Raw genomic sequence first — 23,481 nt, 5'->3', positions numbered from 1 at the left:
AGTGAAAGTCCCGACTTAGTGTCTAAAATGTCTCTGGCCTGTCATTACAAGCGCGATGCCGCGTTCCTCAGCCGCCTTTACGACTTCCGCGTCTCTCACGGAGCCACCCGGCTCGATGACTGCGGCCGCTCCGGCCTCTGCAATCGCGTTCAGGCTATCCGCGAATGGAAAGAACGCATCGCTTGCCACGAAGGAGCCGCGTAAATCGAGCCCATTTCGATTTGCATGCTCAATAGCGATTCGAACCGACTCCACGCGGGAGGTTTGTCCGGCACCCAAGCCCAGTGTTCGCGCAAAACCATCCTGCATGCCGCAAAACGCTATGGCGTTCGATTTCAAGTGCTTGACGACTTTGTTCGCAAAGGTCAGTCCATGCTTCGGTCCATCCGTGACAGCATGAGACGTAACAGACGATAGGGCGGAATTGCTCAATAATTCTCGATCTGTGCTCTGCCGGAGAATCCCCCCGATGACCGATCGAACCTCGACCATTCCGTGCACCGCCCGCTGCAACTGGTCTGGATCGAATCGAATCAGCCGGCGGTCCTTCTTCTTCTTCAATAGCTCAAGCGCTTCCGGTGAGAACTCTGGCGCGAGAATAACCTCACTGAAAAAGGCATTGAGACGTTCTGCAAGCGCGCCGTCGATCGGAGCATTCACCGCGATAATCCCGCCGAACGGACTTTCAGGATCGGTCTCAAAGGCACGATTGAACGCGTCCAACGGGTCAGATCCTTCCGCGACCCCGCATGGATTCATGTGCTTGATGATCGCAGCCACCGTCTTATCATAAGGCAGAAATTCAGCAATCAGGCCAAGCGCCGAAGACATATCCAGGATATTATTGTAGGATAGCTCCTTGCCCCACAATTGCCGGCATATCTTCGGAAGCTCCTCGCCATAGAGCGCGGCCTGCTGCTGCGGATTCTCGCCATAGCGTAGCGACTGGATAAGCGGCAGCGATATCTCGAGTCTGTCAGCAGTCCTTGCACTCCCGTTATTGGGAATACTCCGAAAATAATCAGCGATGGCCTTATCATAATGCGCTACAAGCTCGAAACCTTCACGAGCCAGATCGAAGCGAAACGCCGAGCTGGTACTCCCCTCCCGCTCGATCTCGCTCAGGAATCGCTCATATTGCATCGGACTCGTAAGCAGCGCCACACCTCGGAAATTCTTTGCAGCACTCCGGAGCATCGCCGGCCCGCCAATGTCAATCTGTTCGATAATATCCTCTTGCGTTGCGCCAACCTTCGCTCGCGTTTCTTCGAACGGATACAGATTAACGATCAGCAGATCGATGGGAGGGATGCCATGCTCAGCCGCCTGTTCAACATGCGACGCCAGTTCTCTGCGGAAGAGCAGTCCACCATGAACCACGGGATGCAAGGTCTTCAATCGACCATCGAAAACCTCCGGCGATTGCGTCACATCACTGACGGATCGAACCGCAATCCCCAACCCACGCAGATATTTCTCGGTCCCGCCGGTGGACCAAATCTCCACGCCGCGCTCGGCCAAGGAGTTGGCTACTCGATCCAGGCCCATCTTATCGAAAACGCTGATCAGGGCGCGTCGAATGGGAATTCGGTCTACTGCGATCGTTACTTCGGTCTTCGGATGTGTTGACATTAGTTCAGAATTCTGGCTCGGTTCCCATCCACCAGGATCATGTCGCAAGCTAACAAATCTATGGCTTTTGGATACAGTTCAAATTCGATTCGGCGAACACGTTCGGCAAGGCTCGCGGCAGTATCCTCTTCTGTTACGAGGCAACATTTCTGCATGACGATCTGGCCCGCATCGTATTCATTCGTTACCAAATGCACGGTCGCCCCGCTCACTTTGCACCCGGCAGCCAGCACCGCCTCATGGACGTGCCTGCCATACATCGCGGCTCCTCCAAACGTCGGCAATAGCGCCGGATGAACGTTCAGTATCCGATGCTCGTATGCTTTAACAATCGCGTCCGGCAATCGCTTCATATAACCGGCCAGTGCGATGATCTCCACGCCATGTGACTTGAAAGCTTGTAGCAGATCGTGCTCGTATCTTGCAGGATCGCTGCCAGATTTTAGAAGCGAGACATGCGCCAATGGAATCTCATGCTGCCGGGCGTATTCCATTGCTCCAGAGCCGGAGTTGTTCGAAATAACCACGGCCAGTTCAACCGAGGCAAGCCGGCCCGCCAGGATCTCGTTATGGATATTGGCCAAATTCGTCCCTCGGCCCGATGCCAGCACTGCTAATCGCTTGATAATTCTGCTCCTTTTTGGTTCGGACGCCGATCAATTTTCTACAAATTTACGATTGATTGACCACCCGAGAACAATTGATTTGTATTTTCGTCTAATCTATCTCGACTTAATCTCAAAACATCTTGAACTATATCGTCCGACCGCCTCAAGCACCGACTCCAAATCCGACCACCCTCATTGTCATGCACGGCTATGGCGCTGACGAGCACGATCTCGTCCCGATTGCCGAGCAACTGGACCCACGCTTGCTCATCATTAGCCTTCAGGCTCCGATCCAGCTTGGCAGCGGCGGCAAGGCGTGGTATCATCTGATCCAGCTTGAAAGCGGACTCGCGCCAGATGATTACAGCCGCCACGAAAGCGAGGAGATGCTCGTCCACGAACTCACCCCCATCATCAGGGCCGAAGGCGGTGATCCATCGAAGGTCATCCTGATGGGATTCAGTCAGGGCGCCGCGATGACCTATTCGCTCATTTCGACCTACAACCTCGCCCAATATGGTCTTCAGGTTCATGCGATCATCGTAATGTCCGGCTATTTGCCACGCGATATTCTTCCTCTGATTATGGAACGCCAGTTTGCTGGACTCCCGGTCTTTATCTCGCACGGCGAGTTTGATGAACTCATTCCCTGGCAAGCCATGCCCGAGGCCGAAAAACTCCTGTCGCAGCAAGGCGCTGTGGTACAATCCAAAATGTACTCGTGCGGACATGGTGTCCTACCCGAGACGGTCGAGGATATTCGCAACTGGTTCGCAACACTCGACCTCCTCTAACCAACGCTAAATCCGTGTCCATACCCCCCACTCCCAATTGGAAACTTGAGATACCCGCCAACGCTCTCGAATGGCGGATGATCGAACGGAACTCCAAACTCATAATAGGGAAGTAATCCGACCCCCACGAATGGGATGATGCTCACGCCGGGATAGAAGCGGCCCCTATCGAGAAAGAGCGTCGGACCAATGTCCAGGCCCGCGATGAGGTAAGCTTCGGCACCGAGATGCAGGCTCAAACGCGAGGGATCGCCGAGCACTGTGATGTCGCAGGTATACCCGATAGGCAACGCGTCATAATTTGGAAAGTAACTAACCTCGAACCCTGCTGTCACGCCGCCCTCCGCGCCAAACGTGTAGCCGATCTTCGGACCAATGCTCCAAATCCCATTCTGAGCCGCTGCTTGACCGCTCAGCATAAGGCAACAAAGCACCAACGAGCAACACAACGCTTTCCTCATAGCAGTTTACACGTCGTCAACCGTAATTCGTTCGATATCCACTCCCAGTCCCGCGAGCTTTTGCTGAATATGCTCATAACCACGCTCGACATGATGGATTCCTGTCGTAATTGACTCGCCTTCGGCCAGACTCGCAGCAATGAGATAGACGAATCCCGCCCGCAAATCCGGGATGGTAATGCGGCTTCCCTTCAGCTTCGTTGGGCCGAGTATGACCGCTGAGTGCGGATGCACCAGTGTCTTGAAGCGACACGGATTCCCACCTAAGCACGACTTGTAGAGCTGAATCTGCGCACCCATATTTCGCAACTCCTGCGTATATCCGAATCGGTTCTCGTATACCGTCTCGTGGACGACGGACATGCCATGCGCTTGCGTCATCATCAGCACCCAGGGTTGCTGCCAGTCCGTCATAAAACCGGGATGCACATCGGTCTCGATTGCAAGCGGCTTGAGTCGATCCTTGTAGAAGAACCGAATGCCGCCGCCCGTCACGTCGAAATCTGCTCCGGCGCGACGGATATTGTTGAGGAACGTCATCATGGTCGATTGCAGCGCGCCTTCGATAAAGATGTCGCCCTTCGTCGCGATGGCCGCGCAGGCGAAGCTCGCTGCTTCGATGCGGTCCGGCATGATGCGCTGCTGCGCGCCTTTCAGACGATCCACACCATCGATCACGATGCGCCGATTCGTTTCTAGATTGATGATCGCGCCCATCCGCTGCAGGTAGCGCATCAACTCGATGATCTCCGGCTCGACTGCCGCGTTATCGATGATCGTCGTGCCCCGAGCAAGCACCGCACTCATGATAATGTTTTCCGTCGCACCAACCGAGGGAAACGGCAGTGTGATTGACGTACCGGTCAGCTTGTCGGCCGTGCAATGGAAGTAGTTGTCGACAAACTCGATCTTCGCACCCATTTGTTCGAGCGCGCTGATGTGGTAGTTCACCGGACGTACCCCAATCTTGTCTCCACCGGGCATTGGTACTGATGCCGTTCCGGTCCGGTGCAGCATCGGTCCGATCATCAGGATCGGAATTCGATTCAGACCGGCAAATCGCTCTGGCACGACCGTGGTCGAGAATTGTGAGGTCTGGATCGTCAGCGTCCCATTCGCTTCGCTCGACATGGCGATCTCTGTACCTAGCGATTTCGCTATGTCGCCCGTAATATCGACCTCGCCTAACTTGATCGGCGCATTCGTGAACGTACTCGCGCTGTCCGAGAGCATCGAGGCGACCATCACCTTCGATATCAAGTTCTTCGTGCCTGAAACCCGGACCGTACCCGACAGCGGCTTGCCGCCCTTTACCAGAAAAGCATCCATGTAGTGAGAATTTGAATACAAAAATACGTGGTTTTCTCCACCTTAGACCGTCAATCACGATTATTCTTCCCATCAACTCAGCCGTTCGACCAAAGAACTGACCATACACTAGCCCTACCTGCAAGAATCTCATCTCAGCATCCCAAGATTAACCGCAACTCGAACGGCTGACCACAAATTATTTTATATTATGATTAAGATTCTTTTTCATGAATTGTCCGCTCCAATCCGCAATTTCGGCACTTGTTTCTCTTAGCAAAAATCTAAACTTGGCACGGGCTCCATATTTCATATTTCGCGAGAGACACCCTTCCACCTAATATAACGCTATTCGCTCCCTCCGGTGTTGCAGAGACATCAAAAGAATATATACCAGCACACAGAATTCACACAATATTCATGTCGTGGCCCAATCCCACCCATCCCCGGGCATCTCAATAAGTCCAGGTTCAGCCGATCCACCGCTTGAGCGCAACGACACCCCATAACCCTTCAACGATAGCAAACGGAATCGACCCGATCATCACCGCATACACGCATGCGCCAAAACACCCGGCGGCAAACATCAGCCCCCACCATCGCCCGCGTTTATCCAATAGGTACGAGACGAACATCGTCGTCACGCACACAAAGCCGAAAAGTTCTGTAGGATTCATAAGTAATCAAAGTGAGAGAATGTCGCGGGTCAAAAATACAAAGAATTGGACCATCGCTGAAGCAAGCGGCCGGAGCCCGCCGTCGAACGCCGACAGCCGGACCCCGCCGCGGAGCAGTTGCGCTGCGTAGCCAGGCCCGGTAGGGACGGGTGTGTTTGTGAGTATTTATTTATAATAGACACGCGCACGAAATGGCCGCTCAAGACAGAAGAGTCCTGTGAGGCGTGTCAGGCAAACTACGGCACGACCGTCCCGATCACTGGCGAGGGTGTTTGGTTGATGGCCGTGAGCACGTATTGCTGGAGAATGGGATCCCAGTAGTCGTTGGCCGGAAACCCTCCATAGGTTGGCGCGCCATAAGCCGCGACATAAATCGAATCGCCCGATTTGAACCCGAAGTACTTCAAGTCGGTCTGCATGATGAGCAGGTGAAACCTCCCGGTCGTCGTGTCGATCGGAGCGGTGACGACAAAATTATTCGTCCCCTCCCGAAAAGCATAAACATTACTCCCATAAAAGAACGTCGCATAGTGTCCCGGCTGCGCTGAGACATCAGAAGAGTGAGAGACGTACAGAGCCATCGCTTCATAGTATTGCGGGTATTGCGGCTGGGTCAAATCGGGGAGGGCAGTGCCGCTCGCCATGAACATGGGTCCGGACGTAGCATTACCGCCGCGCGGCAGAACCGTAGTATCGAGAAAGCGAAGACCATCGAGGGCGGTCACGACTTTCGAGATCGGATAAAGTAGCTGCGAATATTGGTTCGTCCAAGAACCCGTTAGGGGCCAATACACGTCGGTGTTTCCACCACCCGTCACCGTAGTGGACATCCAGCGAACGTCCCCATAGCCCGGCTTCGAGAAGCGGACGTTATACGTACCACTCGGGACATTCTTAAGTGTGAAGTATCCACTGTCGTCAGACATGGCCGAATAGCCGGTCCCTTCGAGCGCGACCGTCACGCCACTATACGGTGGTGTGAACCACGGATTGTCCACCAGTTCAACGCGGCCGTGGATGTTGGCTGTTTCACTGGGTGTGGATGGCTGTCTGCATGAGTTGACCGTAAAAAGGACAAGACCGAAGAATAGACCCGTTGTAGCTCGTCTCATAATATTCCTCCTTTGACAACAACAAGAGAACAGATCGAAAGACAGAAAGTTACAGACCAGGGGACGTGGGGCCTTGGGCATTCGGAATTGGCGTTGACAGTGGTGTCTGTGGAGCATTCTCCCCTTCGTTCCGGTTGCATGAGCATCATGTCTATCACGATCCGCAGACTCACACCTGCCGACGCCGAAGAGTATCGTATCTGTCGGCTGGACGCACTGCTTGATACACCACATGCGTTCGCATCGAGCTACGAAGAGGAATCGCACCATACTCTCGCCGTGCTAAAGGCTCGTTTACATTCGGAGAATTTGGATAGCGCGACGTTCGGCGCGTTCGATGGCGAACGTCTTGTTGGTCTCACCGGCATTTTCCGTGAAGCGCGCCTCAAGCGTCGGCATAAAGGGAATATCGTGAGCGTCTTCGTTCGGCCCGAGTATCGCGGACAAGGGATCGGCTCACGACTCATGCAGGCGGCGATTGCCCACGCACAAACGCTCAAAGGTGTCGAACGGCTCGATCTTGGCGTTGAGTCCACGAACGCGCCGGCGAAGGCGCTCTACACATCGCTTGGCTTTGTGACCTGGGGCGTGGAGCCAGGCTTCCTGAAGATCGGCGACAGGCAATATGATGAAGACCACATGACACTTAAATTATGAGATCGCAATCGTCATGGTGGAGCCCGCGATAGCGGCAGGCCGATCCCTTAGCCTGCGGACGTCGGATTCCTTAAATATTCTCCCAATAATCTCAGCGCGCGGCCCCGATGGCTGATCGCGTGCTTCTCCTCTGCCGACATTTCAGCGAACGTTCGGCCCTGCATATCCTCGATGGGCTGGAAGATTGGATCGTATCCAAAGCCAACCGCACCGCGTGGGGCCTCTGTGATTATTCCTTCGACTTCGCCTCGGAACAGGTGTTCCTCACCGCGCTTATCTATATAGGCAACAACGGTCGCAAATTTCGCGTGGCGCATGGCAGCTCCGTTTCCCGGAGGTAGTTCGGCCAGGAGCTTGTTGACGTTGTCGGCATACGTTGCATTCTCGCCGGCATAGCGCGCACTGTAGACCCCAGGTGCGCCGCCGAGCGCTTCAACTTCAAGACCTGTATCATCCGCAACGGTCGGCTGAAAGCACGCGGCATAGACCTCCCGTGCTTTGAGCAGCGCGTTCTCTTCTAAGGTCGTCCCTGTCTCCTCGATCTCTCCAACGGGAATATCTTCAAGCGTCAGAATTTCGACATCACCCAGCTCGCTGCGAAGTATCTCGCGGAGTTCATCGCGCTTGTGGGGATTGTGTGTGGCTAGAATAAGAATCATAATACTACCGCCCGCACTTCGTCCAGTGTATCCACTCCACGCACGGTGACCTTCTCGGCGACTTGGGGAAGATTCTTCATATTTGCCTTCGGCAGAATGACGTGCTGGAATCCAAGCTTGATCGCCTCGGCTACGCGTACGTCCGCTTGCGGCACCGCGCGAACTTCTCCGCCCAACCCGACTTCGCCGATCAGACATGCAGTGCTGTCAAGGGGAATATCCTTGTGGCTGCTCAGCACGGCCATCGCAATCGCAAGATCGGCGGCCGGTTCATCCAGAAAGAGCCCGCCTGCAATATTCACGAATACATCGCTATGCGAGAGCTTTGTCCCAAGGCGCTTCTCGAGTACGGCCAGCAGCATCGCCACGCGGCGATAGTCGTAGCCGGTCACGGTCCGCTGCGGGCTGCCAAAGCTGGAAGTCGTAACGAGGGCCTGAATCTCGATCAGCACCGGTCGCGTGCCTTCGAGCACGGCCGTCACGGCCGAACCGGACGAGCCATATTGCCGCTGCGATAGAAATACTTCCGAAGGATTTGGTACTTCTTCTAAGCCGCGCGAAGTCATCGCGAAGACTCCGATCTCGTTCGTCGAGCCATACCTATTCTTCGCCGCGCGCAGAATGCGGTAGGCATGTGTTCGCTCACCTTCGAATTGCAGGACCGCATCGACAATATGTTCGAGCACTTTGGGTCCGGCGATCATCCCCTCTTTCGTCACATGCCCTACGATAAAGACCGGAATACCGCTCGACTTCGCAGCCTGCATCAACAGCGCGGTGGATTCGCGGACTTGTGTGACACTGCCCGGCGCCGACTCGATCATCGGACGGTACATCGTCTGGATGGAATCGACGATCACTACGTCCGGCACCATCTCGCGCATCGCCTCCAAAACCGATTCGATGTTGGTTTCGGCGAGGATGTAAAGATTGTCGTATTCGAGTCCCAATCGCGCTGCGCGGCTCTTAAGCTGCCGGGCCGATTCCTCGCCGGAGACATAGAGAGTCTTGGCAGACAAAAGTCCTCGCACCATCTGCATCAAGAGTGTGGACTTGCCAATGCCAGGATCGCCGGCGACGAGCACGATCGAACCCGGCATGATGCCGCCGCCGAGCACGCGGTCGAGCTCGCCGATGCCGGTGGAGGTGCGCTGCTCATCATCGGCGCTGATCTCGCTCAACCGAATCGGTCGGGCCGCCGTGCCATTCTGCTGTGTGCGTGCACCGAGCGCCTTCGGGTGTTCCTGAGCGGAGGCCACCTTTTCCTCGATGAAGCTATTCCACGAGCCGCACTCGGCACACTTGCCAATCCATCGCGGTGAGATGTAGCCGCAGGATTGGCAGACGAATTGGGTTTTTATTTTGGACACGCTATCGGAGGATTTCGACTCGCTGACGGGCTTCGTTCATTCCTGCTGCTTTAATGCTGAGTTCAAACACTCCGGAGCTCGCAGGCAAATCTGCAAGATGGACTGTCTGATCGCCGCGGGAGAGATGAACCGGAATGGACTTCTCGATCGAGCCAACCACGGAGATGAAAGAAATTGTGGCATCGGTCTCGGCAGCGCTGTGAACGGTTACGTCCATAGAAGATGACGCCGGATTGGGCCGCGCAGGCTCGATCCGCAGTTCCAAACTGCCGTTCATCTCAGAGCGATACAGACCGGTCCCGCAGGTATCGCCAGCAGAAATAAATCCATCGGCAGCCGTGACAAGCGTAGAGTAATTTGCCGTCGCACTTGCGAAATGCACTGCAGTCGAATCGTGCGGCGCGACAATCGTTGTAAATGGAATCGAGATTTGCGAGCGATCCAGACTGAGCGAGGAAGCAAGTCCCCGGGTATTTCTCGCGAGCGTTGCGATACGGTTGCCATCCGTGCCACCAGTCCATTTGGCGTCATACAGGCAGATGCCGGTATCCGGACCGCCCGCCGGACAATTTACAAAGTCCTTCAAGGTCACAAAATCCGCATCGTAGGACACTGTAAATTGAATCGAATCGAGATTGATCGGTTTCGGCTCCGCATCAATCGAAAACACAAGCGCGCCGCTCTCGCCAACGTGCGGCACAATCACCGTGTCAAGTTTTATGCTGAACGTACCGGAACTCGTGCCAAGCAGCGTGACCGACCCGAGATGCGCTGTATCTGACATCAGCGTGGTAACGGCTCGCCAGGCGCCGAGCCATCGCGGATGAAAATCGAAGACCAGCGCGTGTTGCCCGCGGGCCGCAAATGTAATTGGACTCGCCGTGATGATACTAAAGACCGAATCGTCGCCGGTCAGCGGTGTAAGAGTGAGCGAAATCGGGACATCATTTGGATTGGTCATCACGACTTGCCGCTGCATCGAACCCGGCAAAACCTGATTGCCAAAATTAATGACGCTATCGCCAAGCGGAAGCAAGCGAGTCGACACGCCGGTATAGATAAGCGTGTCGTAGGCGCCATGACCTATGCTATCAACTGCTTCAACGATCATGGTCGCATTCAGAGTCTTATCTGAGACTGTCGCTGTGAGTGAGGCGTGCCACTTGTCCGTAAAGCTCGCGAGTGTGGCAGTACTGTTCGTGCTGGTCGGTAAGAACGTGACAGAGCGCAGCCCACGGTCCCAGGCGCGCACTTCGGTCGCCGAGAAATCATACGTCAGGCTGGCGGGCGAAGTGGATGTTATCACAGGCGAATAACTATCAGGCTGCGGATCGTAGCGCATCGTGTCCCTCATAAAGTTGCCGACTGAATCCCACGCTTCGACAAGCGTTCGAGCCGAATACAGCGTATCCGTGATTGTAACCTGAACGATAGCCTTTTGTGCACTACTGAACGTGACGGAAGGAGTCTGACTATTGATAATCGGCGTAAGCTGAACGCGTTGGAGACCACGATCGCCGGGACGGAGTTCGGTTACAATACCGCTGAGCACGCCCCGCGGAATCGCAACGGGGTCCTGCACGAAGAGCGGCGGGAGTGTATCACCGCCAGTCTCACCATAAGAATAGCAGAGAGTGCTCGAGTTCTTGAATGAATCGACCGCGATCAAGCATCCGCTCGTAGGATCCCCAAGTTTTGGCATTCGCAAGTAAGCGACTGCATATCGGTTCGTCAGGTAATGGACACTATCGAGTACAAGATTCACTGCACCCGGCTGCAACGTAACACTTTGTATTCCACGGTCCCATGCTCGCTGCTCGGTGATCTTCATCGTCACCACACCGCCGCCCACCCATTGTGCCGGCTCGATGACCGGCGGCAAAACATCCGGTTTCGGATCGTAGTGAACGTGGATGTATGATTTGTTGCCCAATGAGTCTGTCGCGGTAAAGTACCCATCGGCTGGCTGAAGCGAATCAATCACGATGAGCGAATCCGTCGCGGAGTCACTGGTCACGACAGGCAGCCGAGGATGCCGGAAATTCCTGAGAGAGTCATCGATGAAGAGGCGCATCCCGCTCTCGCACGGCCATGGATCGTAGGTCGTCAGAATCCGCTTTGTAAACATTGTTGCATCCACCTTGTAGGTTGGAGGATTTTTGTCATTGGTTGATCCGCCCAACTCGAAATCAAAACTTGCCCGTGGTGTCGCGCCATTGTAGTTCAGATTGACTTCGACCGTATGCGATTTCCACCAGGCGCAGGGATTCGCACTTACATATCGGAGCATGCACCGCTCGCCAAAGATCAGATGACTGATCGCGAGCATTGTCGGCAGATACAAGGTCGAGTCATACGCCTGGAAATATGCACCACCGGTCCCATCGGCGAGGTCCTTCCCAGTGTAGTTCGTCATCTTCAGATTCGAATCACTCGGATTCACATCCATGAAGTAAAGCGAAATGCCATTCGCCGCGAGGTACCGTCGAATAGAATCGGCTTGGTCCGGAGAGTCATCAGTCACCAAGATCATGATGCGTCGCTGAATGGTACTGTGCAGGAGCACAGTGACGCCCATATCGATGCCCGAATCGACATTCGTCGTGCTGAATAAACTCGGTGGGAATCCTCCCATCAGGTCGTTCATAAAACTCTGAACATCCGTGGGGTTGTTAGAATAATAGAACCACTTCGTGGGACCCGGCCAGGGGCTTGCCGCCACCGCAAACTCCACGAGCGCCAATTGGGAAGGCGCGGGAATGCTCGCGATAAATCCTGAAAACGCGTCGAAGAACTTCTGGTAGTTACGGTTGGTCTGGGGCCCCGATCCAACGCTTTGTTCCATCGAACGGCTGGTATCGACCACGAAGCAGATCGCCGCGGAAGTTGATCCTGAACAGCCCGACAGGTCCAATGGCGATTGCAGGACTCCGTCCTCCTTCACTGTGAAGTTCGCCGAAGTTATCGATTGTGCCGGCTGATTATTTTCCGTCACGCTCACCGGGATCCGAACGATCGGGAAACTATCGACGATCGGTTTACTCGCCGTGAACGAAATTTGCCCAACGACCGGACTTGCCGGAAGGGATAAGAGTAAGAGTAACCACAGCAACGGGGACTTACGCATCAGCAGAGTATTTGTCTGTTTCCTAACGTGCCCCCCGCGCGAAATGGCTCCCGGTCCTATCAAAGGATCAGCATCGCATCTCCGTAGCTGAAGAATCGGTATTCGGCTTCAATCGCATGCTGATAGCACTCGAGCAAAAACTCGCGCCCCATGAATGCTGAGATCATCATGAGCAAAGTCGAACGCGGCAAGTGGAAGTTCGTAATGATTGCATCCGGTACTCGCATTTGGTATGGCGGATAAATAAAGATGCCGCTCATTCCTGAGCCTGCTCTTACTCCCCCTCCTATGCCAATAGGAGGGGGCTGGGGGGTGGTCGCAAGTGTTTCCAGTGTCCGCACCGATGTTGTCCCAACTGCAATCACCCGCTTGCCCTCGGACTTCGCTGCATTGATGGCCGCCGCATCGGCTTCGTCCATCTCGTAATACTCTTCGTGCATCCGGTGCTCCGTAATGTCCTCGGATTGCACGGGACGGAACGTGCCAAGCCCCGTATGCAGCGTGACGCGCGCGATCTTCACGCCTCTCGCTTCAATGGCTGCAAGCAATTCAGGCGTGAAGTGCAGTCCTGCCGTTGGCGCTGCCACCGCACCCGGGATTTCCGCGAAAACGGTCTGGTAACGCTCTTTGTCGGATTCTTCCGCAGCACGGTGAAGATATGGGGGCAATGGCATTTGTCCCGTCTTCTCCAGCGCTCGCCAAAACTCTTCGCGAGTGCAGCCAAACCGAACGATCTTCTCCCCTTCTCCCAAATCCTGTTCGACGGTGCAGGTGAGTTCCTCAAAGGAAATTACTTCGCCTTCTTTTACTTTTTTCGCCGGACGCGCGAGCGTCTTCCATCTCTCTGCTTCGCCCTCGAACCGTTGGAGCAATAGCAGCTCGATGTCGGCCCCGGTCTGGACGCGCCTGCCGATCAAGCGCGCCGGTATGACCTTCGTCTTATTAAGGACAAGCACGTCGCCTTCGAAAAGATAATCAAGAATGTCCGCGAACTTCCGGTCGTCCCATGTTCGCGTATTTCGGTTCACGACGAGCAGCCTCGAATCACCGCGCCGCGCGGGCGGATAGAGCGCAATGAGGTGCTCGGGCAGTGGGTAATCGTAATCCGAGAGGCGGGTACTCATGCGCGGCGAAGTTTTGCGGCGACCTCGGAAAGGTGAGATTTGAATAACGAGGGTCGCAGCAGGTATTCCAAAACGATACACGGGATAAAAATGACCAGTGCAAAAATGGCTAACCGCGCGATCGGCACTTCGAGTCCAATGGCCGCTGGAAGCGCCGATGCAAGCGCAGGTTGAACAACAAGCCAGACGATAAGCGTGACAGCAATTCCGATGAGCAGCGGCAACTGAAAATTCTCCCGCCAACGAGGATTGACTATGCGCTTCAGGTAAATCAACATACCCGCGTACCCGAGAACATTCACCAGCGATACGGACAGAGCAACGTAGACAATGCCGCCCCACTGGAATGCGGCTATGAGTACGATAAGCAGCAAAAGCTGTAGCCCCCGGATAACGGAAATTTCGGTGAGCTTGAGCGTTGCACCGAGTATCATCTTTGCATTTTCAAAGAGCGGCACGGTTAGCACAAGTCCCGCGAGCGCCGAAAGTGGCTCGGCAACGCCGCCCCAATTCGAAGAGAGAAACACGCGGACCAGATCCTTGCTTTCGAGTGCAATGAAGATTGCGGCAGGGACCAGCAAACGTACCAGAAAGAAATTCGTGATCGCGAAGGCACGCTCAAGCATTGCTCGGTCATGCTGAACCTCGGCGTAGGTGGCAATCGAAACGCGCGCTACAATCGGCGCGACAGCCGTGGCCGGAAGCATGGCAATCGTGAATGCCTGAGCGTAATAGCCCAGGAAAAACGATCCGAACAGATAGGCCACCAGCAAATTATCAATTCGAAACAGCCAGCTTTCGAATACGCGATTGAAGAGTACCTTCGTCCCGAACCGCCAGAGCCAGCGCGCCGTGCCACGATCGAAATACTTCCACGGGTGCGGCCTGAGCGCGACCAATCCCGAATGCAACACATAGAATCTATCCAGTGCATAGCCTAGGAGCGTCGAGAGGACGGTTGCCACCGGTATCGCCCAGACCCCACCACCACCGAGCGCAAATGCGACGGAAGTCCCATGAAGCAGAATGTTGACGATCAGCGTAACGCGCGAAACTTTCGAATACGAAAGTTCGCGCTCCAGAATTTGCGTGTAGAAGGTATCGAGCGCCGAAACGAACCGCTGAACAGCATACATCCCGATGAGCGCGGCGATGATCGTGCCGTGAGTCTTCGAAAGCGAAAAGAGTCCCAACGCCATTGCCAGCAGCGCGAAGAATCCGTTGACGGCGACGGTGAGAATAAAGACATTCTCTTTGAGATTCGGCAGCGGCTCGGTGACGAGATTATCGCGGACATTGATGATTGCGCTGGTAAACGAGAACGCCGCAAAGCTAATGATGAGATCAACGAAGCTGAGCGCCGTCTGATACAGACCCACCTGCTCCGGCGTAAGCAACAGCGCGAGCGCCTTCCGCGCCGCGATGCCGAGTAAGATCGAGATATAGGTCGCACCGGTGAGCAGTGCAGCACCGCGAACGGCCCGGCGGCCAATGGTATGTTTAGGGTCTATCGGCGTTAACTCATTTTCGATTTGATTCGGGCTAATGCCATTAGCCCCTACCTCGACCACCGGCTCTCGATCCTCCATCAGGCCGCAAGGATGGCATGCAATTCCTGCACGCTCCGGACTTTGCGTTCGCCTTTACGCAGCGAGCTAATGGCGCTGACGACACTCGCCGCCGCCGAGAGCGTCGTGATGAATGGCACTTTGTGCTCGATCGCTGCCCAGCCGATCTGGTACTCTGCGATACGTGAGATTTCACCACTCGGTGTATTGATTACAACCTGGACCTCGTGGTTCTTAATCGCATCCACGATATTCGGGCGGCCCTCGCTTACCTTGCGAATCGTCTCGGCCGGAATGGCGTGCTCCCGAAGGAATGAGGCTGTTCCTTCCGTAGCAATAATACGGAAGCCAAGATCCGAAAAACCTCGAATAACCTCAGCAGACTTTGCGCGTTTATCCAAATCGCGCAAGGATACGAACAATGTCCCCTCGGTCGGAAGACGCATGTTCGCGCCGATATGGGATTTCAGGATCGCTTCGCCAAAGTCCACACCAACCCCCATCACTTCGCCGGTCGAACGCATTTCTGGTCCCAAAAACATTTTCACACGGGGAAATTTGTCGAATGGGAAGACGGATTCTTTGATTGCGACGAATGGTGTCTTCTTTTCAAAGTCGCGGACACCAAGTTCTTTCAGCTTGCGGCCAATCATCACTTTAGCAGCAATCTTAGCCAGCGGCCTGCCAGTGGCCTTCGAAACGAATGGCACCGTCCGGCTTGCGCGCGGATTTACTTCAAGGACATAAACGGTGTCATCCTTGAGCGCGTACTGCACGTTAATGAGTCCGACAACTTCCAGCGCCGTGGCGAGTCGACGGGTATAGTCAACGATCTGGGCGTAATTCTTCTCCGATATATAGTACGGCGGAATGACGCTCGATGAGTCTCCCGAATGGATACCGGCCTCTTCGATGTGCTGCATGATGCCGCCGATCACGACAGTCCCCTCCTTGTCGCGTACCGCATCGACATCGAACTCGTAGGCATCCTCCAAAAAGCGGTCGATGAGAATCGGATGGCTGGGGCTGACGCCACGCGCATTCGCCATGTATTCGGCGATCGCATCCGAACGATAACAGATCTCCATCGCGCGTCCGCCAAGCACGTAACTGGGCCGCACCAACACCGGATAGCCGACCCGCTCGGCCACACGAATCGCCTCGTCTGTCTCGAACGCGGTCCCATATGGCGGACACTTGATCTTCAGTCGATCGATGAGCTCGCCAAATCGCTTACGGTCCTCGGCGACATCGATCATGTCGGGTGACGTGCCAAGGATGGGCACACCGGCAGCTTCGAGCTGCTTCGCAAGCTTCAGTGGCGTTTGTCCACCGAAGGTGACAATCACGCCATCGGGCCGCTCGAAATCGAGCACGTTCATCACGTCCTCGAAGGTCAAGGGCTCAAAGTAGAGCTTATCACAGGTATCGTAATCGGTCGAGACAGTCTCGGGGTTGCAATTAATCATGATCGTCTCGAAGCCCTCTTCTTCGAGCGCGAGCGCGGCATGGACGCAGCAATAATCGAACTCGATCCCCTGTCCAATGCGGTTCGGCCCGCCGCCCAAGATCACGACTTTCTTCCTGCCTGATCGCCGCGACTCGTTCTCCTCTTCGTAGGTCGAGTAATGGTACGGCGTCTCGGCAGCGAACTCCGCAGCGCAGGTATCGACGGTCTTGAAGACGGGCACCAGGCCGAGTTCTATCCGTCGGGCGCGAACATCGCTCTCGCCCACACCGAAGATTTCGGCGATTTGGCGGTCGGAAAAACCGGTGCGCTTCGCGCGGTAAAGAAGGTCTTTTGTAATCTGTAGGTTGGGCATTCAGAGTTGAGAAACAGTTGAGCGGCCAAAACGTCTCCGATGAAAGAAGACCTGCCCAAATTTAGCTGAATTGGGTCCACATTTACAGTCTCGCGCGGTACTCGCCATTAATCAACAAGGGAACTGTTGAACTCGCATTCAACTGGCTCGCGAGAACCACATCCTCGGCGTCCCCCCGCTCTATTAGTTCGATGCCGGACGCACACCGCATCAATTGCACTTCTATCTGGCTTTCAAACTTCTCAAATACAGCATGGGCCGCCAGTGACTCCGGCGATTTTGTACCCTCCAAGCACGAGATAATTGCTCCGGCACCCAGCATGTCCTCAAATGCCGGACGAAGTGTTCCGTCCGGCCATTGCTCTCCACAGGGAATCACCGCGACCGAGTTAAATTTGCCCGCATACTCTGCAACCGCCCTGGCATTACGAATGCAACCCGCCACGGATGGTTTAGTCATTGCGGCCAACGTCAGCGTTGATCCATTAGGTGATGGTAGGACTAATCTGGTGCCGGGCGGAATACCCAGAAGCGATGCGGGAGATAAGGTGTACTCACCCGGAGTCCCTCGCTTCCTGGCAGGGATAGCATTCTGCTCTCACGCAAACGCCTCAACGGTCTCATCTTTGAATCGATACGGAATAACGGTGGCACCCCGCGCAGTCGCGACATCGACGGCGGTGGAAAAAGAAAGGACATCCACAATGATGATAAGGTCCGATGAGTCCCGTAGCGCGCGAACTCCCTCCAATCCCCAATCGCATCGGACATTGAAATCAGTTTGATCGAAGAATCGCTTGATATACTCAGTCATTGCTCCACTTTTGCCACTCGTCTTCGGGTGGCTTGGGCGGGCGCCAGAATCCTCCGAATCGTTGAGCCGGTGAACTATCACCACGCTTGCCGCTCAACCACATAAATAAAATCCCAACAAGCCCAGCGCCGGCGATGAGCAACACGTACAGGACAACGGTATCGGCGCGTATCATAGGAGTAACTCTGAATGTAGCAACTCCCCCAATCGTTCGATCCTTGGTCCATCCCAATCCTCTTCGGGAAAGACACGGTAATCATTGAGAAGACCGGCCGGCCTGATCATAACTACCGGCATACCAAGTACCTTTGCTTGTGCAAGTTCACCGTTATCGCCATCGGCAACATAAAGGCATTCGGCCGCGGCAAACCCAAGCCGTCTCAACGCCCGATCGTAGAATTCCGGCATTGGCTTGCGCAAGCCCTCCTCACAAGAGAAGAGCGGCTCATCGAAGAGTGGAGCAAATTCGTGCGTTTGCCAAAGGATCGGCACATCTGCCGTGCAATTCGACAGCAGACCGATTTTCAGTCCCCGCATTCGGAGTTGCATGAGCGTCTCGATCGCATCCGGCCTGGGTGTGAGCCACCCACGCACAAACTCCGTTCGAATTTCGACAGCTCCTCCGAGCGCAGATTCATCATATCGGGCACTACACAGTTCTGCCGCTGCCCTGATAGAATCCGCAATGGAGCCATGCACGCCACGCGATCGGTCGTGAAACGTTGCTCTCCATCCATCAGCGAATTCCGTTCGTGGCACCCCAAGTATGTCGGCAATCGTATGATGCAACCCTTCGACTTGGGCGACGGTCGCATTATCGACGAGCGTTCCGAAGAGATCGAACAGGACAGCCTTCATGGTGCGCCCTGAACAAATTCCAACTATGAGTCATTCTGAGCAGGATGCCCTCCGAGCCGAAGAGTCGCGTGGTCCTTAGCTGAGAGATTTCCATCAAGCGATCCTTCGACTCCACTTCGTTCCGTCTCAGGATGACATTTTTTTGAAATTGAAATATTATTTTCGAGAACTTGGCTTGAATTCTGATGTTACAAATATCGAATGATCGCGCGGGGTGCTCATTCTGATAGAATCGGAGTCTTCATTTCCGTCTCTATTAGAGCAGCGATGACGACCACGAAAGTGAACATCTGCTGCTTTGACCGAAATAAGATTCGCACCTTATAGGTACTAACCTGAGCGCTACGCGCGCGATGTATAAGGCCACGGCGGGAGGCGCACCATCGGTGCTAATCCTGCTCCGTGGCTTTTTTTCTTGCTGCAACCTTAATTCGGCAACACTTCTGAATATCGATCTTGACAATTCGTCGTGGTCCCCGAAAGGGATCATCAGCCCCGTTATTAAACTTTCACGCAGTTAGCGATCTCCAATGGGCGCATTTACCCCCTAGACGTTGTTGCTAGGCCTTCGCTTCTCGATCCACCGAACTCATCCCGAACGCGTGAACCGATCTCTCAAGTATGTACTCCTCGCGCTGGCCGCTCTTGTGGTGGTCTTTATTATCTACCGCATCGTTACGGCCGCGAAGCCACCGGCTCCGAAAAAACAGCCGACGCCGCTCGTGCGTGTCGCACATCCGGTGCGCGAGGACGTCATATACAAGCTCGACTATGATGGCGATGTGATCCCGGTCCTGCAGGCCAACATTTTCAGCCGTGTCACCGGGTTGCTCGAGGCAGTTTATACAGACATGGGCAGAACGGTGCGCCGTGGTCAACTTCTCGCCCTCATTGATACCGCCGCAGCGCATCAGGCGGAGTTGCAGGCGGCGGCCAGTTACTACAATGCTCGCGCAGCGGAAGCGCGGACACGGGACCTGGCAAAGAAGAATCTCGCCGCTCAGCAGGACCTCGACAATGCTGTCGCCACACTCCGCACTGCGGAAGCCGCATACGAGTCTGCGAAGATTCAACTGAGTTATTCCAAGATCACTGCCCCCTTCCACGGGTTTGTAACAAAGCGCTGGCTCGATCCGGGCGCGGTGGTTTCCTCGAATCCCATTGCAGGCAACAGCAACACCACGATTTTGACGATCATGGACATCGATACGGTGCGTGTCGATGTCAACGTACTCGATGCCGATGTCGCGAAAATCCCAAAGGCGAAGCAGGCAATTGTAACATTGAATACTCTGCCGGGGCGCGAATTCCGCGCGTTCGTCGCTACTTCGTCCCAGGCCATTAGCACCACCACCCGGACGATGCAAGTCGAAATTCTCATCCCGAATCACGATCAGGCAATCAAACCCGGCTCGTTCGCGCACGTTCAACTCATCACTGGCGAAAATCCGGACGCCCTGACTGTGCCTCCGGAAGCGGTCCTTCGGGATTCCGCCGGATCGTTCGTGCTCGTTGCGCAAGATTCCATCGCGAAGCGAAAGAGTGTTCAGACCGGCGTCACGCAAAATGGCCGTCTCGAAATCCTCTCGGGGCTTGATGGCACCGAGCAAGTCATTGTCGTGGGACAGACGTTTGCCAAACCAAATGGCAAAATACAGATCGTCCGCACTCCATCACCGGCGGACGCAACCCGTAACCGCTTCGATACCACTCAGCACTAAGCACTGAGCATTCCATGTGGTTAACCAGACTCGCACTTAAATATCCGATCTCGGCATTCCTGATCGGATTTACGATCCTCGTGCTCGGCGTCGTATCGCTGCTGCAGTTGCCGATCGATCTGCTGCCGAACATCTCTATCCCCGTCGTCACGACGATCACGTTCTATACCGGCGCGTCTCCGAAGGACATGGAACAGTCGGTGACAGCTATTGTCGAACGCGGTGTGAGTTCGGTCAACGATGTGAATTACGTCCAGTCTGCCACGCGAGAAGGCATCTCACAGGTCCGAATTAATTTCAATTGGAGCGCGAACGTCGATGTCGGTCTGATCGATGTAATCCAACGGCTGAACCGGATAGTCACACAACTACCAACGGGCGTGCAGCCGCCGATTTCCCTTCGGTTCGACATCACCAATCTGCCGGTTATTACACTTGCCATCAGCGGCGATATGAATGGGCGCGATCTTTACGATCTCGCCTATAACACAATCGAGCCGCAGCTCGAGCATGTCACTGGGGTCGCTTCGGCGCAAGTCATCGGCGGACAAGTACGTGAGATACACGTAACAGTGGACCGCAACCGGATTCAAGCGATCGGGATGCCGATTACTACCGTGATGAGCGCAATTGCAAACGCCAATTTGATCGTACCGAGTGGCGATCTCAAGAGCGGCGTCTTCGATTATTCTCTCAAAACGGAGAGCCTGTTCAATCTCGTGAAACCCATTGGAGACATCGTCCTGAAGGATTCGTCGGGTGTGCCAATCCGCATTCGGGATGTCGCGACGGTCGATGATAGCTATCAGGAAGAGACTGAGACCATTCGCGTTGATGGCCGGTCAGGGCTCGTTCTACGCGTACAGAAATTGGCAACGGCCAATACCGTTTCTGTCGTCGATAATATTATTGAGGCGATCCCAAAACTCACCGGGGTCCCGTCGAACGTCCATATCGCACTGACCTTCGACCAGTCTACGTATATCCGGCAGACGATCAATGGCCTGTCTCGAGAGGCGATGATCGGCTCGCTGCTCGCGATGGCGATCATCATGATCTTCCTTCGCAATATCCGCGGGACGATCATTATTATCGTTGCCATTCCCCTCTCGATCCTGATAACGTTCATCATGTTCCGCTTTGGGAACATCACATTGAACATAATGACCTTCGGCGGACTGGCACTCGCCGTAGGACGGTTGGTCGACGACTCTATCGTGGAGTTGGAAGCGATCAGTCGGCATTACAACAATCCCAAGCCCGGCGAGTCGAAGCATGACCAGACACTCGCCGCCGCGAGCGAAGTCGCCACGCCGATTTTCGTTTCCACTCTGACGACCGTCATCGTGTTCTTGCCCGTCGTTTTCCTGACCGGCATTGCGAAGTTGCTGTTCACACCGCTGACGCTCACTATCGCTGTCGCGCTCTTCGGCTCGTTCTTCGTTTCTAGAACAATCACCCCGCTGCTTTGCCTGCGCTTTCTGCCACCCGAGAAAGAGATGGACCGCAAGTCGCGCAAGCGCTCGGACCGGCTCCGCGTGTTCTTCCACGACGCAATCGAACGGATCGATCAGAAATACGAGAATATGCTCGAGTGGTCGCTGAAGCATCGAAAAGTGATCATGATTAGTATTCTCACCCTTGCCGCCGTCTCGGTATTCCTATTCAAGTTCATTGGTACCGAATTCTTCCCCGATCAGGATGAGAGTGTCTTTACCGTTTCGATCAAAAATCCGGTCGGAACGCGCATTGAAGAGACGACCAAGACTGTCATGGCAATCGAGGATATCCTGCGGAAGAGCGTACCCGAGATGAACGCGATGGTCACCGATATTGGTGTGCCTTCGGCAAAGAGTGGTAATTTCTTTGGGCGCAATACTGGCGAACACGCTGCCAATATTCAAGTCTCGCTTGTGCCGACCGATGAACGCAAACGGACCGTTTTTCAAATCATGGATTCGGTCCGGCCTAAACTTTCGAATTATCTTGGCGCGGTCAATTATGTCAGTGCCAGCGGATTTCTTCGGTTCCTGCTCAATTTCGGTTCGGCCGCGCCGATTGACATTGAAGTTCGCGGGTATGACCTCGACCAGGGTTCTGCGCTCTCGAAGCAGGTTTTGGCCGCCGTTCGATCCACTCCCGGCGCTGTGAACGCACAGTCCACGCGCGAAGACGATCTGCCGGAATTGCGGATCAATATTGATAGAGATAAAGCCGGGATACTCGGGATCACGGTCGCACAAATTTCGAATACCATTAATGCGGCAATCAACGGAGCGGTCGCTTCCTTATATACCGATCCGCAAAGTGGGAATGCTTATAATATCCTCGTGCGATTCGATGAGAAGTTTCGAAAGAATCCGGATGATCTGCGGAAACTCTTGCTGACGACCCCCTCGGGCCAACAGGTGTTACTTGGCTCCGTTGCGACGATTACGCAAGACGCTTCTCCGGTCGAAATCGACCGCAAGTATCAGCAGCGCATCATCGACGTGACGGCCGAAGTCAGTGGGCGGGATTTGGGAAGCGTGGCGCAGGAGATTCAGACCAAGCTGGATAAGATCGCAGTACCGCCGGGGTTCCAGGTGAAACTCGGCGGCAACGTCGAGCAGCAACAAAAGACATTTGGCGATCTGACGATGGCCTTCGGTCTTGCCATTCTACTGGTCTACGTTGTAATGGCCTCGCAATTCCAATCGCTTGCCGATCCGTTCATCATCATGTTCACAGTTCCCTTTGGTATCGTTGGCGTACTGTGGGCGCTATTTCTGACTGGCACGACCCTTTCGGTCACAAGCTTCCAGGGCATTATTGTAATGGTAGGAATCGTGGTGAGCAATGGAATTCTGCTTGTCGATTACACGAATCACCTTCGCATGAAAGGGGAAAGTCTTCAGGACGCGGTAATCCATGGCGGACGCACACGGCTCAAGCCAATCCTGATGACATCACTCGCGACTGTGCTTGGTCTGATTCCGATGGCAATCGGGATGGGCGGAGAGAAGACTCAGGCTCCGCTGGCCATCGCGGTCATTGGCGGGCTAACCCTTTCGACGCTCCTGACGCTCTTCTTTGTGCCGACGCTCTATACGATCTTCGAAGAGCGATTCCGCAGGAAGCTGGCACCGGAGGAAGGCTCCGTAGCGCAATAGCAGCATTCTTCTCATC

Annotated in this window: 17 protein-coding genes and 2 pseudogenes; 4 read left to right on the top strand and 15 right to left on the bottom strand. The window is 54.7% G+C overall.

Annotated elements, in window-relative coordinates:
- Positions 1–15 precede the first annotated feature (15 nt).
- Together purH and Q8902_10310 are read right to left on the bottom strand one after the other, a co-directional pair.
- Positions 16–1,632 carry a bifunctional phosphoribosylaminoimidazolecarboxamide formyltransferase/IMP cyclohydrolase gene (purH, locus tag Q8902_10315; GenBank protein MDP4199947.1) on the bottom strand — a complete coding sequence of 539 codons (1,617 nt, stop codon included), beginning with the start codon at positions 1,630–1,632 and terminating at the stop codon, positions 16–18.
- The gene (locus Q8902_10310) at positions 1,632–2,243 is read right to left on the bottom strand and encodes a phosphoribosylglycinamide formyltransferase (GenBank protein ID MDP4199946.1); all 612 of its coding nucleotides are present in this window, start codon (positions 2,241–2,243) and stop codon (positions 1,632–1,634) included. The genes purH and Q8902_10310 overlap by 1 nt, the downstream gene beginning before the upstream one ends.
- A gap of 137 nt (positions 2,244–2,380) precedes the next feature.
- Between Q8902_10310 and Q8902_10305 the strand changes: the two genes are divergently transcribed.
- Positions 2,381–3,034, top strand: a complete 654-nt coding sequence (locus tag Q8902_10305; protein MDP4199945.1) for a dienelactone hydrolase family protein — start codon at positions 2,381–2,383, stop codon at positions 3,032–3,034.
- On the opposite strand, the gene Q8902_10300 is transcribed toward Q8902_10305, so the two are convergent.
- From Q8902_10300 to Q8902_10285, 4 genes are all read right to left on the bottom strand, one after another.
- Entirely contained in the window at positions 3,031–3,453 is a 423-nt protein-coding gene (locus Q8902_10300) for a hypothetical protein (protein ID MDP4199944.1), read from the bottom strand. The two genes, Q8902_10305 and Q8902_10300, sit on opposite strands and share 4 nt — an antisense overlap.
- Positions 3,454–3,501: 48 nt before the next feature.
- The gene (gene murA, locus Q8902_10295) at positions 3,502–4,824 is read right to left on the bottom strand and encodes a UDP-N-acetylglucosamine 1-carboxyvinyltransferase (protein MDP4199943.1); all 1,323 of its coding nucleotides are present in this window, start codon (positions 4,822–4,824) and stop codon (positions 3,502–3,504) included.
- A gap of 449 nt (positions 4,825–5,273) precedes the next feature.
- On the bottom strand, positions 5,274–5,480 hold the full coding sequence (locus Q8902_10290) for a hypothetical protein (protein MDP4199942.1): 207 nt from the start codon (positions 5,478–5,480) through the stop codon (positions 5,274–5,276).
- Between the two features lie 236 nt (positions 5,481–5,716).
- Complete coding sequence (locus Q8902_10285; GenBank protein MDP4199941.1) at positions 5,717–6,592, bottom strand: carboxypeptidase-like regulatory domain-containing protein; 876 nt, start codon at positions 6,590–6,592, stop codon at positions 5,717–5,719.
- A gap of 147 nt (positions 6,593–6,739) precedes the next feature.
- On the opposite strand from Q8902_10285, the gene Q8902_10280 reads away from it, so the two are divergent.
- Positions 6,740–7,249 (top strand): GNAT family N-acetyltransferase, encoded by a 510-nt coding sequence (locus tag Q8902_10280; protein ID MDP4199940.1) that lies wholly within the window; start codon positions 6,740–6,742, stop codon positions 7,247–7,249.
- 47 nt (positions 7,250–7,296) lie between these two features.
- Here Q8902_10280 and rdgB read toward each other — a convergent pair whose 3' ends face one another.
- From rdgB to Q8902_10235, 9 genes and pseudogenes are all read right to left on the bottom strand, one after another.
- Positions 7,297–7,908: an RdgB/HAM1 family non-canonical purine NTP pyrophosphatase gene (rdgB, locus tag Q8902_10275; GenBank protein MDP4199939.1), complete on the bottom strand. Its 612-nt coding sequence runs from the start codon at positions 7,906–7,908 to the stop codon at positions 7,297–7,299.
- Positions 7,905–9,278, bottom strand: a complete 1,374-nt coding sequence (radA, locus tag Q8902_10270) for a DNA repair protein RadA (protein ID MDP4199938.1) — start codon at positions 9,276–9,278, stop codon at positions 7,905–7,907. Before radA ends, rdgB begins: the two co-directional genes overlap by 4 nt.
- Before the next feature lies 1 nt (position 9,279).
- Positions 9,280–12,405, bottom strand: coding sequence for a vWA domain-containing protein (locus tag Q8902_10265; protein MDP4199937.1), 3,126 nt, complete (start codon positions 12,403–12,405; stop codon positions 9,280–9,282).
- Between the two features lie 59 nt (positions 12,406–12,464).
- Positions 12,465–13,529: a tRNA preQ1(34) S-adenosylmethionine ribosyltransferase-isomerase QueA gene (queA, locus tag Q8902_10260; GenBank protein MDP4199936.1), complete on the bottom strand. Its 1,065-nt coding sequence runs from the start codon at positions 13,527–13,529 to the stop codon at positions 12,465–12,467.
- Entirely contained in the window at positions 13,526–15,118 is a 1,593-nt protein-coding gene (locus Q8902_10255; GenBank protein ID MDP4199935.1) for an oligosaccharide flippase family protein, read from the bottom strand. Before Q8902_10255 ends, queA begins: the two co-directional genes overlap by 4 nt.
- A pseudogene (gene carB, locus Q8902_10250) lies at positions 15,118–16,905 on the bottom strand (carbamoyl-phosphate synthase large subunit). Before carB ends, Q8902_10255 begins: the two are co-directional and overlap by 1 nt.
- A gap of 97 nt (positions 16,906–17,002) precedes the next feature.
- Positions 17,003–17,734, bottom strand: a pseudogene (locus Q8902_10245) (2-phosphosulfolactate phosphatase).
- Positions 17,727–17,909, bottom strand: a complete 183-nt coding sequence (locus Q8902_10240; GenBank protein MDP4199934.1) for a hypothetical protein — start codon at positions 17,907–17,909, stop codon at positions 17,727–17,729. Before Q8902_10240 ends, Q8902_10245 begins: the two are co-directional and overlap by 8 nt.
- The gene (locus Q8902_10235; protein MDP4199933.1) at positions 17,906–18,592 is read right to left on the bottom strand and encodes an HAD-IA family hydrolase; all 687 of its coding nucleotides are present in this window, start codon (positions 18,590–18,592) and stop codon (positions 17,906–17,908) included. Before Q8902_10235 ends, Q8902_10240 begins: the two co-directional genes overlap by 4 nt.
- Positions 18,593–19,194: 602 nt before the next feature.
- On the opposite strand from Q8902_10235, the gene Q8902_10230 reads away from it, so the two are divergent.
- Together Q8902_10230 and Q8902_10225 are read left to right on the top strand one after the other, a co-directional pair.
- Positions 19,195–20,313 carry an efflux RND transporter periplasmic adaptor subunit gene (locus tag Q8902_10230; GenBank protein ID MDP4199932.1) on the top strand — a complete coding sequence of 373 codons (1,119 nt, stop codon included), beginning with the start codon at positions 19,195–19,197 and terminating at the stop codon, positions 20,311–20,313.
- A gap of 14 nt (positions 20,314–20,327) precedes the next feature.
- On the top strand, positions 20,328–23,465 hold the full coding sequence (locus tag Q8902_10225) for an efflux RND transporter permease subunit (protein MDP4199931.1): 3,138 nt from the start codon (positions 20,328–20,330) through the stop codon (positions 23,463–23,465).
- Positions 23,466–23,481: the final 16 nt, after the last annotated feature.

The organism is Bacteroidota bacterium, assembly GCA_030706745.1.
Classification (GTDB): domain Bacteria; phylum Bacteroidota; class Ignavibacteria; order Palsa-1295; family Palsa-1295; genus PALSA-1295.
The sequence above is the reverse complement of the archived record's forward strand: the minus strand, read 5'-3'. Positions and strand labels throughout refer to the sequence as shown.